Raw genomic sequence first — 15,174 nt, forward strand, 5'->3', positions numbered from 1 at the left:
TCGACGCTCGACCTGACTCGAACTCCCTCACTGACCTTTTCGCACCTTCATGGAGCAGACGTGTGCACTTCGCATGACCAGGCGACGGAGGCCGAGCAGGCCGGCGCCGGCAGACGCAACTTCCTGCGGGCCACGGCCCTGATCGGCGCGGCGGCCACCACTTCGGTGGCCCTGCCCGCGGTGACGGCGCAGGCGGCGACGCGTGAGGCGAACTGGCGGTCCGACGCCGACAGCCGCCGCTTCACGCTCGCCGTCATGCCCGACACGCAGTACCTCTTCGACGGGCCGAGCATCAACCCCGCGCCGATCGAGGCCTCTCTGCGCTATCTCCTGGAGCACGGGAAGGACGAGAACATCGTCTTCCTCTCGCACCTGGGCGACATCACGGAGAACGGCGGCCAGGCCGAATTCGCGGCCGCGGGCAAGGCCTTTGAGCTGCTCGACCGGCGCGGCGTCGGCTACAGCGTGCTCGCGGGCAACCACGACATCAGGTCGTCCACGGACGACCAGCGGGGCGCGACCCCCTATCTGGACGTCTTCGGCCCGCAGCGCTTCCGGAGCAAGCGCACCTTCGGCGGGGCCTCGCCGGACGGCTACAACACCTTCCACCTGTTCAGGGCTGCGGGCAGGGAGTGGCTCGTCCTCGCCCTGGACTGGCGGCTGTCGGCGCAGGGCTACGCGTGGGCGAAGGACGTCATCGCCCAGCACCCCAGGACGCCGGTCATCCTCACCACGCACGAGCTGGTCGTGGACGACGACACCCTGTCCTCGTACGGGCAGCAGCTCTGGGACCAGTTGATCCACGACCACGACCAGATCTTCCTGACCCTGAACGGGCACTACTGGCCCGCCGCCCGCGCCACCCGCACCAACGCGGCCGGGCACGACGTCCACCTCCACCTGACGAACTATCAGAATCGTTACTACGGCGGCGCGGCGATGATCCGCCTCTACCACTTCGACCTCGACCGCGACACCATCGACGTCGAGACCATCTCGCCGTGGATCCTGGGCCGGGCGGCCAAGGGGCTGGGCGAGCTGGAGCGGCAGGAGATCGAACTCAGCGGTGACGCCGACCGGTTCTCGGTCGGCGTCGACTTCGAGGACCGCTTCGCGGGCTTCGCGCCGGTGCCCGCCCGCCCGGCGCGCCCGGTGTCCGAGATGCTGGTCCGGGGCACACTCGCGTACTGGCGCTTCGACGGGCACACGGACGGTACGGCGGCCGAGGGCACGGTCCGCGACCGGTCCGGGCACGGCAACGACCTGGCCGTGGTCAAGGTCGGCGACAGCGCCCTCACCTGGTCCTCCGCCCACCACCCCGACCAGCCGGGCCACGGCAGCCTCGTCTTCGAGGGTGGCAAGCCCCCGCTGAAGGGCGCGTATCTGCGCACGGTCGACGGTGCGCCACTCAACTCGGCCACCTTCAAGCGCGGTTACACCATCGAGGCCTTCTACCAGCTCCCCGCCGACTGGGACGCCTCGCACAACGCCTGGGCCTCGCTGATCAGCCGGACCGGCACGGGCGGTGGCGCGGGCAAGACCGCCGACGACCCGGACGAGCCGCTCGCCACGCTCTCCCTCTCCGACGGGCCCGGCCCGCAGTGGGCCGTCCGGCCGCTCAACCAGCAGGGCATCGTCACCAACTGGGGCGACGAGACGGCCCGCGAGCAGTGGTGGCACGTCGCCGTCGTCAACGACGGATCGCACACCACGATGTACGTCCAGGGCTGCCCGGTCGCCCGCAACCCGCACACCGTCGCGGTCGGCCTCACCTCGCTCGGGCTGCCCTGGCTGCTCGGCGGCTACGAGTACGCGGGCAGGATCGACCAGATCCTGCACGGACGGCTCGGCGACGTACGGATCGTCGAACGGGCGCTTCCCGTCTCGCAGTTCATGAACCACTGAGCCGTCTCGGCCACCGGTGACCCGAAGACCTTCCGACTCCCCGAGGGAGAAGTTCCGCATGTCCGAGCAGCAACTGCCCGCCTGGGCCGATCCATCCGTCTCCCCCGCCGCGCTGGACCCGCAGGGCGTGTCACGGCGCGGGCTGCTGCGCAGCGCCGGCCTGTTCGGGGCTGCCTTCGCGGTGGGCTCGCTCGCCACGCCCGCGACGGCCGGCTCCCGGCGCCTCGGCGGCGACGACCCGCGCCTCGCCTATCTCGTCGGCGACCACCACGTCCACTCCGTGTACAGCCACGACGCGAAGTACACGTTCTCCCAGCTCGCCCAGGCGAGCGCCAGGTACGGCCTGGACTGGATGGTCTTCAATGAGCACTCCAACTTCGGGCACGCCAACTACGGCGCCCAGTTGGAGCACCAGGAGATCCTGAAGGCGCGCGCCGCGAACCCGCGTCAGCTGATCTTCCAGGGTCTGGAGTGGTACATACCGGGCGCCGAGCACGCCACGGTCTTCGCGGCGCCCGGCCGGCACGAGGTGGATCTGCTCACGAAGTTCGAACTCGCCTACGACGGCAAGCTGCTGGGCTACACGGCGGGCTCGCCGACCAGCCCCGACACGGTCCGCAACGAGGCCCACGCGGTCAAGGCCATCAAGTGGCTCGCGGAGCAGCGCCGCACCGGTTACGTCGACGATGTGCTCGTCCTCGCCAACCACCCCACGCGCCTGGGCATCGACTCCCCGCACGAGATGCGGAACTGGCGGGACGCGGCGCCCGAGATCATGATCGGCATGGAGGGCGCGCCCGGCGCCCAGGGCGGCGGCATCCCCGGCTGGGTCGGCTCGGGCCAGCAGCGCGGCGAGTACACCAACAAGCCGTCCGCGGACTCCTTCGCCGGGTACCCGGAGAACGCGTACGTCCTGTACGGCGGCTTCGACTGGATGACGGCGACCGTCGGCGGCATGTGGGACGCGATGCTCGCCGAGGGCAGGCTGTTCACCATCACCACCAACTCCGACGTGCACCGCGTCGTCTTCGACACCTGGAAGAACGGCGACTGGGCGCCCGGGCAGAACTTCGACAACACCGGGCACATTCCCGACCCGGTGAACACCGACTCCCAGCAGCCGGGCGGCGACTTCTGGCCCGGCCAGTTCAGCCGCACCCACGTGGGCGTGACCCGCTACGGCTACCGCGCCGTGATGGCGGGCCTGCGCGCGGGCCGCGTCTGGCTCGACCACGGGCATCTGCTCGACGGGCTCGACGTCCGGGTGAAGCGGGACTGCGACCACGGTCCGGGTGTCACCATGGGTGGCCGGATCCGCGTCCGCAAGGGCGAGAAGCTCACGCTGTCGGTCACCGTGACGACCGCCTCGCGCGCCAACCCCCACGGGATCCTGCCGGAGTTGGCGCACGTCGACGTCATCCGTGGCGCGGTGCGCGGACCTGCCGCCGACCGCGACGACTGGCGCGCGCCCGACACCAAGGTCGTCCGCACGGTGGACGTGAGCGGTCGCAAGGGCACGTACACCCTGCGCATCCCGCTGGTCGCCGGAGACGAGTCCTTCTACGTCCGGCTGCGCGGCAGCGACGGCAACCGCAACGGTACGGGCTACCTGGGCGCCTCGATCGACCCGCACGGCCCGATTCCGCACGTGCCCGGAAACGGTGACCCGTGGGTCGACACGTGGTTCTACGCGAACCCCGTGTTCGTCGACGTGGTGGGCGGCCGGTAGGGAGAACGGCCGCCCGACGTGGACCGTCAGGCGTAGAAGCGCGACAGGCTCTGGAGGACGGCGGCGGGCTTCCCGCCGCCGTCGATCTCTATCGTCCCGTCGACGACGATCTGCACCCCGCCCGGCACGTCCTCGACCGAGGCGAGCCTCGCGACCAGCCGGATGCGCGAGCCGACCTTCACCGGGGCGGGGAAACGCACCTTGTTCAGACCGTAGTTGACCTTCGTCGACACGCCCTCGACCTCCAGCAGCCCGGTGAAGAGCGGGATGAAGAGGGAGAGGGTCAGATAGCCGTGCGCGATGGGCGCGCCGAAGGGGCCCTCGGCCGCCTTCTGCGGGTCGACGTGGATCCACTGGTGATCGCCGGTGGCGTCGGCGAAGGTGTTGATCCGCTCCTGGGTGACCTCGATCCACTCGCTGGTGCCGAGGTCGCCGCCGGCGAGCTTCTTGAGTTCGTCGAGGCCGTTCACGGTGATGCTCATGTGTACTTCCCTGCTTACGAGTCGGTGGTGCCGTATCGCGTGCGGACACGGGCCTTGAGGAGCTTTCCGGAGGCGGTGCGCGGGAGTTCGTCCACGACGACCACCGACTTCGGGATCTTGTACTTGGCGAGGCGTCCGCCGAGCGAGGCGAGGACCTCGTCCGGGTCGAGCTTGACGCCCTCGCGGGGGACGACGACCGCGCGCGGCACCTCGCCCCACTTGTCGTCGGCGACTCCGATGACGGCGCACTCGACGATGCCGGGGTGGCCGAGGAGAAGGTCCTCGATCTCGGCGGGGTAGATGTTCTCGCCGCCCGAGATGATCATGTCCTTGATGCGGTCGACGATGAAGACATAGCCGTCCTCGTCGACCCGGGCGGCGTCCCCGCTGCGGAACCAGCCGTCGGCGAACACCGCGGCCGTCTCGTCGGGCAGCCCCCAGTAGCCGGGCATGACGTGCGGCCCGCGCACGACCACCTCGCCCGTCTCCCCGACGTCGACCGGTGTGAAGTCGGGCCGTACGACCCGGACATCGCTGAAGAAGTGCGGCACACCCGCCGAGCCCGCCTTGCCGACCGCGTGTTCCGCGTCCAGGAAGAGGGTGCCGGGCGACGCCTCGGTCATGCCGTAGCCCTGCAGGAAGGTGAGCCCGCGCTCCTGGTAGGCGGCGATGAGCGGGGTCGGTACGGGTGAGCCGCCGCAGGTGAGGATGCGCAACGAGGACAGGTCGGCGTCGGCCCACCGGGGCTGCCGGGCCACCTGGTCGAACATGGTCGGCACCCCGAACATGAAGGTGATCCGGTGCCGTTCGATCAGGTCGAGGGTGGCCACCGGGTCGAAGGACTCGACCAGGACACAGGTGCCGCCCTTGAGCAGCACCGGCAGGGTCAGCATGTTCAGCCCTGCCGTGTGGAACAACGGGGCCGAGATCAGGGCGCGTTCGTCGGCGGTCAGGTCGTGGTCGACGAGGACGTTGACCGCGTTCCAGGTCAGATTGCCGTGGGTGAGCATCGCGCCCTTGGGGCGGCCCGTCGTGCCCGAGGTGTACATGATGATGCACATGTCCTCCGCGGTGACGGGCTGGTCGATCGGCTCCTCGGCGGCCTGGCCGATCAACTCCTCGTACCGAGGGCCGACTTCGACGAACGTCCGCACGTCCGCGTTGCCCGGCAGCCCCGCGACGAGTCCGGCCATCGACGGCGCGTACACGAGGACCTTGGCGCCCGAGTCGCTGAGCTGGTGGGCGATCTCGGGTCCGGCGAGGCGGGGGTTGAGCGGCACGAAGACCGCGCCGAGCGTGCCCGCCGCGAAGAGGGTTTCGAGGTAGGAGGGGTGGTTGGGGCCGAGATAGGCGATGCGGTCGCCGCGGCGCAGGCCGAGCGCGCGCAGCGCGTGGGCGAGGCGGGTGGTGCGGGCGTACAGCTCGGCATAGCTGACGGTGGTGTCGCCGTGGATCAGGGCGGTGCGGTGCGGGGTCTTGCGGGCCCGGCGTGCGGGCCACGACCCCAGTCCCTCATTGCGCATCTGTGGCCCCTTACGGTGTCAGCCCGAGCAGCCGGGCGGCGTTCTCCTTGAGGATCTTCGGCTTGACCTCGTCCTTGATCGTCAGCTTGTCGAAGTCGGCGAGCCAGCGGTCGGGGGTGAGGACGGGGTAGTCGGAGCCGAAGAGCACCTTGTCCTTGAGCAGCGTGTTGGCGTACTGCACGAGCTGCGGCGGGAAGTACTTGGGCGACCAGCCGGACAGGTCGATGTGCACACCCGGCTTGTGGGTGGCGACGGCCAGCGCCTCGTCCTGCCAGGGGAAGGAGGGGTGCGCCAGGATGATCTTGAGGTGCGGGAAGTCGGCGGCCACATCGTCCACGTGCAGGGGGTTGGAGTACTTCAGCCGGATGCCGCCGCCTCCGGGAACCCCGGCCCCGATCCCCGTCTGCCCGGTGTGGAAGAGGGCGATGGTGCCGGTCTCCTCGATCACTTCGTACAGCCCGTACGCCACCGACCTGTCGTTGGGGAAGAAGCCCTGGATGCTGGGGTGGAACTTGAAGCCCTTGACCCCGTACTCCTCGACGAGCCGGCGGGCCTGCTTGACGCCGGCCTTGCCCCGGAAGGGGTCGATGGAGGCGAAGGGGATCAGCACGTCCGGGTTGGCGGCGGCGGCCTCGGCGACCTCCTCGTTCGGGACGGGCGCGGTGCCGGTGGCGGACTCGGCGTCCACCGTGAAGATCACGGCGGCCATCTTCCGCTCGCGGTAGTAGGCGGCCGTCTCCTCCAGGGTGGGCTTCCGCTTGCCCTCGACCTTGAAGTAGGCGCTGGAGGCTTCGTGCAGATCGTCCTCGAGCGAGGCGTGGCCCTTCGAGGACACCTCCGCGTGGGTGTGGACGTCGATCGCGACGAGTTCGTTCGGGTCCATCACGCCTCCGGAAGCTTCGGCGCGGGGATCCCGACGGTCTGCGGCTCGGCGCCGACCGACGTGGCCCACGCGTCGGCCAGGGTGTCGGGGGTCCAGCCGCCGTCCGCGTACGCCGCCCTGACCTCCTGCGGGTGCGACCAGAGTGCCACCTTGTCACCGCCGATGCCGATGGCCTGGCCGGTGACCCCGCGGGCGGCGTCGGAGGCGAGGAACGGGACGAGGGCGGCGCAGTCCTCGGGGGTGCCGAAGCCCTCGCCCTTGCGGAGGAAGTCGGGCAGCGGCTCGCCGTTCCTCATGGCCTCGACGTACGGGGCGAACGCGGGAATGGTCTCGGTCATCGCGGTGGCGGCGACCGGCACGATCGCGTTGACGGTGATGCCCGCACGGCCCAGCTCCATCGACCAGGTACGGGCCATGGCGGCGATGCCCGCCTTCGCGGCGGCGTAGTTCGTCTGGCCGAAGTTCCCGCGCTGCCCGGCCGGCGAGCCGACCAGGATCAGCGAGCCGCCCTCGCCCTGCTCGCGCATGCGCACGGCAGCGGCGCGGGCGCAGGTGAAGGTGCCCTTCAGATGCGTGGTGATCACCGCGTCGAAGTCCTCGTCGGTCATCTTCCACAGCACCTTGTCACGCAGGATGCCCGCGTTGGTGACCAGGACGTCGAGCCGTCCGAACTCCCGCACCGCACGGGCGACGAGCCGGTCGGCCGCCTCGGTGGTGCCGACCGGGACCACCTCGGCCACGGCCTTGCCGCCCGCGGCGCTGATGGACTTCACGGCCTGTTCGGCCACGGCCTCGTCGACGTCGTTGACGACCACGCGGGCGCCGACGGCCGCGAGCGCGTGTGCGTAGGCCAGGCCCAGGCCACGGCCGCTGCCGGTGACGACTGCCACCTTGCCGGTGAGATCGATGCTGGGCACGAGGGGGTCCCTTCGACGCTGAGGGTCCGCAGCGCGGCGTGCGATGCCGGGCTGCGACTACGAGATCGAAGCTAAGGACAATAATTGTTGACGTCAATAGTTGTTGCCGACTCATCCGTGCGGCATGCTGTGCGGAGTACGGCGCGATGCTGTACGCAGTACGGCATCGCGCCGTACCCGGCACGAATGAACCGCCCCGCCCGGGGCCCGGCCCAGGGAGCCCGTCATCGCAGGCCAGCAGCACGCCACCAGCCCGGCCACCGGCCCCGTCCCCATCGACGCCCAGGAGCCGTGGATGCGCGGACTGCACGCCGACACCGGCTATCTGCTGTACCGGCTGGGCCTTCGCTCGGGGCAGCTGTTCAACACCTTCCTCCAGGAGTCGGGACTGCGGCTGCGCCACTACGCGCTGCTGCGCTTCCTGGCCACCTCCGAGGGCGCGCTCCAGCGGGAGCTGAGCTCGCGGCTCGGCTACGACCCGAGCGCGATCGTCGGACTCGTCGACGACCTGGAGAAGCTCGGTTTCGCCGAGCGCCGCCCGTCGCCGGACGACCGCCGCAGCCGGATCGTCGTGCTCACGGACGACGGCCGAGCGTTCCTGCGCGACACGGACGAGGCGGGCCTGCGCGTCACGAACGACCTGCTCCAGCCGCTCGCCCCCGCCGAGCGGGACGCCCTGCACACGCTCCTGCAACGGGTCGCCGAAGCCGAACTGAACTCATGACCACGCTGTCCGCTCCCGACCGTCTGCTCGCCGTGCTCGCCGCCTTCGACCACCAGCACCCGGCACTCTCCCTGACGGGAATCAGCCGCCGGGCCGGACTGACCCTCACCACCGCGCACCGGCTGGTCGGCGCCCTCACCGACTGGGGCGCCCTGGAGCGGGACGCGGACGGCGTCTACCACGTGGGCCTGCGCCTCTGGGAGATCGCGGCCCTCGCACCCCGTGGCCTCGCCCTCCGCCAGATCGCGCTGCCGTACCTGGAGGACCTGTACGAGGCCACGCACGAGAACGTGCAGATGGCGGTCCGCGACGGCTCCCAGGTCGTCTACATCGAGTGGATCTCCGGACGCTCCGCGGTCGGTGTACGCACCCAGGTGGGCGCCCGCTGGCCACTGCACGCGACGGGCGTGGGACTCGCACTGCTGGCCCACGGTGACTCGACGTCCCAAGAGGCCTACTGCTCGGGGCCGTTGGCCGCGTTCACCCCGCACACCCTCACCGACGGGGCTCGCCTGCGCCGCGCGCTCGCCGAAGTCCGCCGTACCGGCGTGGCGGTGAGCAGCCGTCAGGTCACCGACGACGCCCTGTCGGTCGCCGCTCCGGTGCGCGGCGCGGGCGGCGCGGTGGTCGCGGCGGTCTCCGTCGTGGTCCCCGAACACGACGCCCAGGTACCGGCGTTGATTCCGGCGGTACGGCTGGCGGCGCGGGGGATCTCCCGCGCCCTGGGGTGGCAGCCGCAGACCCGGCCCGAGCCGGGCACCTGAGGCTCCCTGGAGCCGCGGTACATGGGTCAAACGGCGCTTCGCGCATTGTCGTACGCCGTTCCTTCAGGCCGATTCTCAGGCGCTCTTCACGTAAATCTCAGGCGGCAGCCCCGGGTTTCAAAGAATCGCCCCAGGAAGGCGGCGCAGGATGCACCAGCAGTCGTGGTGGTCATCCAGGAAAGGCGTGCCGTGGGCTTCGCGAAGAATTCGAACCGGTCCGAGCGGTGGACGGCGAACCGGTCCGAGCGGCAGGCCTGGTCGCGGCGCGGGGTCCTGGCCGCCCTCGGCGCCGTACCGGCCGTGGGCATCCTCACGGGCTGCAGCGGCTCGGCGGACGCCTCGGAGGGAGCGGACGCGAAGGCGGGCGCGACGGCGGGCGCGAGCACGAAAGCCGAGGTCAAGACCCCGACGGTGACCGTCACCCCGGCCGACGGCACGAAGAAGGCCGGTTTCACGAGCCCGGTCGAGGTCACCGTCAGCGACGGCACGCTCGCGAGCGTCGAGGTCAGCGGAAACGACGGCTCCACCCTGGCCGGATCCTTCAATGACGCCCGTACGAAATGGACGTCCACGAAAAACCCTTACTCGGGCACCAAATACACGGTCACGGCCACGCCTAAGGGCGCCGCCGCGCAGAGCGCGAGCTTCGTCACGAAGCAGCCCTCGGGAACGTTCGTGGGTTATTTCACGCCCGAGGCGAATTCGACCTCCGGTGTCGGCATGCCCGTGTCGATCAACTTCACCGAGGCCGTGAAGGACCGGGCCGCCGTGGAAAAGGCGATCACGGTGACGGTGGAGCCCGCGGTCGAGGTGGTCGGCCACTGGTTCAGCGACACTCGCCTCGACTTCCGGCCCGAGGAGTACTGGGCCGCGGGCACGAAGATCACGCTGAGCCTGCGTCTGAAGGACGTCGAGGGCACGACCGGCGTCTACGGCACCCAGTCCAAGGACGTCACCTTCCACATCGGCCGCCGTCAGATCAGCACGGTCGACCTGGCCAAGAAGACCATGACCGTCGAGCGCGACGGCTCCACCCTCGCCACCTACCCGGTGAGCGGCGGCGACGCCGACCACACCACCTGGTCCGGGATCATGGTGATCAGCGAGCGGTTCAAGCAGACCCGGATGGAGTCCTCGACCGTCGGGCTCGGCGACGAGTACGACATCTCGGACGTCCCGCACGCCCAGCGCCTGACCACCTCCGGCACCTTCATCCACGGCAACTACTGGGCCTCGACCTCGGTCTTCGGCTCCACCAACACCAGCCACGGATGTGTCGGCCTGCACGACGCCAAGGGCGCGAACGACAGCTCCGTGCCGGGCTACAAGTTCTACGCCGGTTCGATGCTCGGCGATGTCGTCGTCGTCAAGAACTCGGGCGAGAAGACCGTCGAGGCGTCCAACGGCCTCAACGGCTGGAACCTGTCCTGGTCCGACTGGAAGGCGGGCAGCGCCCTCTAGGCGCCGCCGGGCCCCGCACATCCCACTCTTCATTCCCTGAACTCCCGCACAGGGAAAGGAGTTTCTCGGCTTTACCTCTTGACGCTCGGAGTGACAGAGAGCACATTGGCCGCGCACCCTGCTTGAGAGCGCTCTCAAGCACACCCGCGCACCCCCACTCCGTACCGAAGAGGCATGCATGAGTGAACCCTCCGGCACACCTGTCAGACGCGGCCCCCTGCGGCGCGTCATCCTGGCCGCGGTCGGCACGCTGACCCTGGCCGTGGCCGCGGTCCTCCCCGCGAACGCGTCCGCGCCCACTCCCCCGGCCGGCTGGTCCCAGGTCTTCGTCGACGACTTCAACGGGGCGGCCGGCTCCGGCGTCAACACCTCCAACTGGCAGTACGACACCGGCACCAGCTATCCGGGCGGCGCCGCCAACTGGGGCACCGGCGAGGTCGAGACGATGACCTCCAGCACCAACAACGTGGCGCTCGACGGCAACGGCAACCTTCTGATCACCCCGCGCCGGGACGCCTCCGGCAACTGGACCTCGGGCCGTATCGAGACCACCCGCACCGACTTCCAGCCGCCCGCGGGCGGCAAACTCCGCGTCGAGGCGCGCCTCCAGATGCCGAACGTGACCGGCGCCGCCGCCAAGGGCTACTGGCCCGCCTTCTGGACGCTGGGCGCGCCCTACCGCGGCAACTACCAGAACTGGCCGAGCGTCGGCGAGCTGGACATCATGGAGAACGTCCAGGGCCTCAACACCGAGTGGGCCACCATGCACTGCGGCACCAACCCGGGCGGCCCGTGCAACGAGACCAGCGGCATCGGCGGCAACACCCCGTGCGCCGGCACCACCTGTCAGGCCGGCTTCCACACGTACGCCATGGAGTGGGACCGCTCGACGAGCCCCGAGGAGATCCGCTTCTACCTCGACGGCGTCAACTTCCACACGGTCAAGGCGAACCAGGTCGACGCGACCACCTGGGCGAACGCCACCAACCACGGCTACTTCGTCATCCTGAACGTGGCGATGGGCGGCGGCTTCCCCGACGCCTTCGGCGGCGGTCCGGACAGCGGCACCGAGCCCGGCCACCCGCTGGTCGTGGACTACGTCCAGGTGCTGCAGGCCAGTGGGAGCGGTACCACACCCCCTCCGACCGGCAACCGTGACGCCTACAGCGCCATCCAGGCCGAGTCGTACGACAGCCAGTCGGGCACCAGCACCGAGGCCACCACGGACACCGGCGGCGGCCAGGACATCGGCTCACTGGCCAACGGAGACTGGGCGCTGTACAAGGGCGTCAATTTCGGCTCCACGGCGGCCACGCAGTTCATCGGGCGCGTGGCGAGCGGTGCGGCGAGCGGGGTCAGCGGTCTGGTCGAGGTGCGCCTCGACAGCCGTACGAGCACCCCCATCGGCAGTTTCGCGGTGGGCAGCACCGGCGGCTGGCAGAGCTGGCGGACGGTCCCGGCCAACATCACCGGCGTCACCGGCACCCACGACGTCTATCTGACCTTCACCAGCGGCCAGCCGGCCGACTTCGTGAACGTCAACTGGTTCGACTTCGGGCACTGACGAGGAGGTTCCTCGACGAGCGGCGCGAGGAGTGAAGGGGGCGGGCCCGCGGGCCCGCCCCCTTTCTTCGGTGCGGTCTCAGCGCAGCTCCGCCCGGAACACCACCGGGCTCGTGCCCGTGTGCTGGTGGAAGAACTTGGAGAAGTTCGCCGAGTCGGGGAAGCCCACGGCGACGCCGATGCGGCCGATGGGCATCTCCGTGTGGGCCAGCAGCCGCTTGGCCTCCAGGACCACCCGCTTGTCGATGAATCCCTTCGGGGTCTCACCGGTGGCCGCGCGCACCGCGCGGACCAGGGTGCGGCGGGAGTAGCCGAGGGCGTCGGCGTACGCGCTGACGCTGTGGTTGGTGGCGAAGTCCTTCTCGACCGCGTCCCGGAAGCGCGTGAAGGTGGTGTCGCTCTGCTCGCGGGCCGCTTCGGCGGAACTGGCCGCGAGATGGGCGAGGCGCAGCAGGAACGCGGTGAGGGAGTGCCGCAGCACCGAGGTGTGCAGGCTGAGCGGCAGCGTGGTGGTGTCGACGTACTCGCGTTCCAGCTGGGTGAGCGAGTGCTCCAGGGCGGCCAGTTGGGCGGCGCCGGGACGCAGCAGCGGCGGCTGGTCGTAGCGGTAGAGACCGGTCGCCTCGACGGTCGCGCGCGGCAGGAAGCCGGGCTGCATGATCAGGACGGTGCCGCGGTAGCGGTCGGTGCGGGAGAAGCGGTGCACCTGACCGGGGCGGATCCACAGGATGTCGCCCGGGGACGCCTCGTACTCGGCGAAGTCGATCATGTGCCTGACCGGGCCCTCGTGAAACAGCATCACGACGTGGAAGTCGATGCGGTGCACGCGTTCCAGCGGGGCGTCCACGTGCCAGACGCGCCCGGTCCCCATCGCGCCGACCTGCATACCGACGCCGGACAGACTCAGATCGACCGGGAAGGGGAAGGTCCTGATCCCGTCCCGGGTCCCGCCTTCGCCCCCTGCACCGCCTTGGGTGGTTCTGTCTGTCATGTCCCTCTCGCGTCGAGTCGCTCCAGCACTCCGTGTCCCATTTTCACCGAAGGCTGACACGCGGGCACCTTCCCTGGCAAAAGTCAGACTTTTAGTTTTGAAGGCGTTCCACCAGCGATTCCCGATCCAGTGAGGACTTCTTGAAGATGAGTACGCAGAGCCCTGACGGCTTCGAATGGACCGAGCTGGACGGCCGGGCGGTCGACACCGCCCGCATCCTGGCCGCTGACGCCGTTCAGAAGGTCGGAAACGGCCACCCGGGCACGGCGATGAGCCTGGCCCCGGCCGCGTACACGATCTTTCAGAAGGTGATGCGACACGACCCCGCCGACCCGGAGTGGACCGGCCGCGACCGGTTCGTCCTGTCCCCCGGCCACACCTCGCTGACCCTTTACACGCAGCTGTTCCTCTCCGGCTACGAGCTGGGTCTTGACGATCTGAAGGCGTTCCGCACGCACGGTTCGAAGACGCCGGGTCACCCCGAGTACGGGCACACCGCGGGCGTGGAGACGACGACCGGTCCGCTGGGGCAGGGTGTGGCGAACGCGGTGGGCATGGCGATGGCCGCCCGCTACGAGCGCGGTCTGTTCGACCCCGAGACGCCGGAGGGTGAGTCGCCCTTCGACCACACCATCTGGGGCATCGTCTCGGACGGCGACCTGGAGGAGGGCATCTCCGCCGAGGCCTCCTCCCTCGCGGGCCACCAGAAGCTGGGCAACCTGGTCTTCGTCTACGACGACAACCACATCTCCATCGAGGGCGACACCGCCACCGCCTTCTCCGAGGACGTGCTGAAGCGCTACGAGGCGTACGGCTGGCATGTGCAGCGCATCGAGCCCTCGGCCGACGGCGACATCGACGTCCGCGCGCTGTACACGGCGCTGAAGGCGGCGCAGGCCGAGACCGGACGGCCCTCGATCATCGCGATGCGCACGATCATCGCCTGGCCCGCGCCCAACGCCCGCAACACCGAGGCCTCGCACGGCTCCGCGCTGGGCGCGGACGAGGTCGCCGCCACCAAGCGTCTGCTGGGCTTCGACGCGGAGAAGTCCTTCGACGTCGCGGACGAGGTCCTCGCCCACGCCCGCCAGGCCCTGGACCGGGGTGCCGAGGCACACGCCGCCTGGGACAAGCGGATCGCCGGGTGGCGCACCGCGCAGCCCGAGCGGGCCAGGCTGTTCGACCGGATCGTCGCCGGCCAGCTTCCCGAGGGCTGGCAGGACAAGCTCCCGGCGTTCGAGGCGGGCACCTCCGTCGCCACCCGCGCCGCCTCCGGCAAGGTCCTGCAGGCGCTCGGTTCGGTGATCCCCGAACTGTGGGGCGGCTCCGCCGACCTGGCCGGCTCCAACAACACCACCATCGACAAGGCGTCCTCCTTCCTGCCGAAGGGCAACCCGCTGCCGGAGGCCGACCCGTACGGCCGTACCGTCCACTTCGGCATCCGCGAGCACTCCATGGCCGCGGAGATGAACGGCATCGCGCTGCACGGCAACACCCGCATCTACGGCGGCACCTTCCTGGTCTTCTCCGACTACATGCGCAACGCCGTACGCCTGTCCGCCCTCATGCAGCTCCCCGTCACGTACGTCTGGACGCACGACTCGATCGGCCTGGGCGAGGACGGCCCCACCCACCAGCCGGTCGAACACCTGGCCTCGCTGCGCGCCATCCCCGGTCTGAACATCGTCCGCCCGGCCGACGCCAACGAGACCGCGATCGCCTGGGCCGAGATCCTCAAGCGGCACGCCACCCACCCCGCCCCGCACGGCCTGGCCCTGACCCGCCAGGGCGTACCCACCTACGAGGCCAACTCCGAGGCCGCCAAGGGTGGTTACGTGCTGCGTGACTCCTCGACCGGGACGCCCGAGCTGGTCCTGATCGCCACCGGCTCCGAGGTGCACCTCGCCGTCGAGGCGCGTGAGCTGCTGGAGGCCGAGGGGATCGGCACCCGGGTCGTGTCGATGCCGTCCGTGGAGTGGTTCGAGGAGCAGTCCCCGGAGTACCGGGCGAGCGTCCTGCCGCCGTCCGTGAAGGCTCGCGTGGCGGTCGAGGCGGGCATCGGCCTGACCTGGTACCGCTACGTCGGTGACCACGGACGCATTGTCTCCCTCGAGCACTTCGGCGCCTCCGCCGACGCCAACACCCTGTTCGCCGAGTTCGGCTTCACCGCCGAGAACGTCGCCGCCGCCGCGCGGGAATCCCTTGCCGCCGCCCGCGGTTGATCCGATCGCA

At 70.1% G+C, this 15,174-nt stretch carries 12 protein-coding genes; 7 read left to right on the top strand and 5 right to left on the bottom strand.

Going from position 1 to position 15,174, the window contains the following annotated elements:
• Positions 1–60: 60 nt before the first annotated feature.
• Together AQJ27_RS04010 and AQJ27_RS04015 are read left to right on the top strand one after the other, a co-directional pair.
• Positions 61–1,905 (top strand): LamG-like jellyroll fold domain-containing protein, encoded by a 1,845-nt coding sequence (locus tag AQJ27_RS04010; RefSeq protein ID WP_067361633.1) that lies wholly within the window; start codon positions 61–63, stop codon positions 1,903–1,905.
• A 58-nt stretch (positions 1,906–1,963) separates the two neighbouring features.
• A complete protein-coding gene (locus tag AQJ27_RS04015; protein ID WP_067361634.1) occupies positions 1,964–3,634 on the top strand; it encodes a PHP domain-containing protein in 1,671 nt (556 codons plus the stop codon).
• 26 nt (positions 3,635–3,660) lie between these two features.
• On the opposite strand, the gene AQJ27_RS04020 is transcribed toward AQJ27_RS04015, so the two are convergent.
• Genes AQJ27_RS04020 through AQJ27_RS04035 form a run of 4 tightly spaced genes read right to left on the bottom strand, consistent with a single transcriptional unit; the run spans position 3,661 to position 7,439 of the window.
• Entirely contained in the window at positions 3,661–4,116 is a 456-nt protein-coding gene (locus AQJ27_RS04020) for a MaoC family dehydratase (protein ID WP_067361636.1), read from the bottom strand.
• Positions 4,117–4,130: 14 nt separating this feature from the next.
• Positions 4,131–5,639 carry an o-succinylbenzoate--CoA ligase gene (gene menE / locus AQJ27_RS04025; protein ID WP_067361638.1) on the bottom strand — a complete coding sequence of 503 codons (1,509 nt, stop codon included), beginning with the start codon at positions 5,637–5,639 and terminating at the stop codon, positions 4,131–4,133.
• 10 nt (positions 5,640–5,649) lie between these two features.
• Complete coding sequence (locus AQJ27_RS04030; RefSeq protein ID WP_067361640.1) at positions 5,650–6,522, bottom strand: amidohydrolase family protein; 873 nt, start codon at positions 6,520–6,522, stop codon at positions 5,650–5,652.
• Positions 6,522–7,439, bottom strand: coding sequence for an SDR family NAD(P)-dependent oxidoreductase (locus AQJ27_RS04035; RefSeq protein WP_067361643.1), 918 nt, complete (start codon positions 7,437–7,439; stop codon positions 6,522–6,524). The genes AQJ27_RS04030 and AQJ27_RS04035 overlap by 1 nt, the downstream gene beginning before the upstream one ends.
• Positions 7,440–7,734: 295 nt before the next feature.
• Here AQJ27_RS04035 and AQJ27_RS04040 point away from each other — a divergent pair, with 295 nt between their 5' ends.
• From AQJ27_RS04040 to AQJ27_RS04055, 4 genes are all read left to right on the top strand, one after another.
• Positions 7,735–8,163, top strand: a complete 429-nt coding sequence (locus AQJ27_RS04040) for a MarR family winged helix-turn-helix transcriptional regulator (protein WP_067361645.1) — start codon at positions 7,735–7,737, stop codon at positions 8,161–8,163.
• Complete coding sequence (locus tag AQJ27_RS04045) at positions 8,160–8,927, top strand: IclR family transcriptional regulator (protein ID WP_067361647.1); 768 nt, start codon at positions 8,160–8,162, stop codon at positions 8,925–8,927. Before AQJ27_RS04040 ends, AQJ27_RS04045 begins: the two co-directional genes overlap by 4 nt.
• A gap of 189 nt (positions 8,928–9,116) precedes the next feature.
• Positions 9,117–10,388 (top strand): L,D-transpeptidase, encoded by a 1,272-nt coding sequence (locus AQJ27_RS04050; protein WP_067362738.1) that lies wholly within the window; start codon positions 9,117–9,119, stop codon positions 10,386–10,388.
• A gap of 178 nt (positions 10,389–10,566) precedes the next feature.
• Positions 10,567–11,952, top strand: coding sequence for a glycoside hydrolase family 16 protein (locus tag AQJ27_RS04055; protein WP_067361650.1), 1,386 nt, complete (start codon positions 10,567–10,569; stop codon positions 11,950–11,952).
• A 78-nt stretch (positions 11,953–12,030) separates the two neighbouring features.
• Here the strand turns inward: AQJ27_RS04055 and AQJ27_RS04060 are convergent, their stop codons facing one another.
• Positions 12,031–12,942 carry a helix-turn-helix transcriptional regulator gene (locus AQJ27_RS04060; RefSeq protein WP_067361654.1) on the bottom strand — a complete coding sequence of 304 codons (912 nt, stop codon included), beginning with the start codon at positions 12,940–12,942 and terminating at the stop codon, positions 12,031–12,033.
• A gap of 146 nt (positions 12,943–13,088) precedes the next feature.
• Here AQJ27_RS04060 and tkt point away from each other — a divergent pair, with 146 nt between their 5' ends.
• Positions 13,089–15,164: a transketolase gene (tkt, locus tag AQJ27_RS04065; RefSeq protein ID WP_067361657.1), complete on the top strand. Its 2,076-nt coding sequence runs from the start codon at positions 13,089–13,091 to the stop codon at positions 15,162–15,164.
• Positions 15,165–15,174: the final 10 nt, after the last annotated feature.

It is taken from the genome of Streptomyces olivochromogenes (genome assembly GCF_001514115.1).
GTDB classification, from domain to species: Bacteria; Actinomycetota; Actinomycetes; order Streptomycetales; family Streptomycetaceae; genus Streptomyces; species Streptomyces olivochromogenes.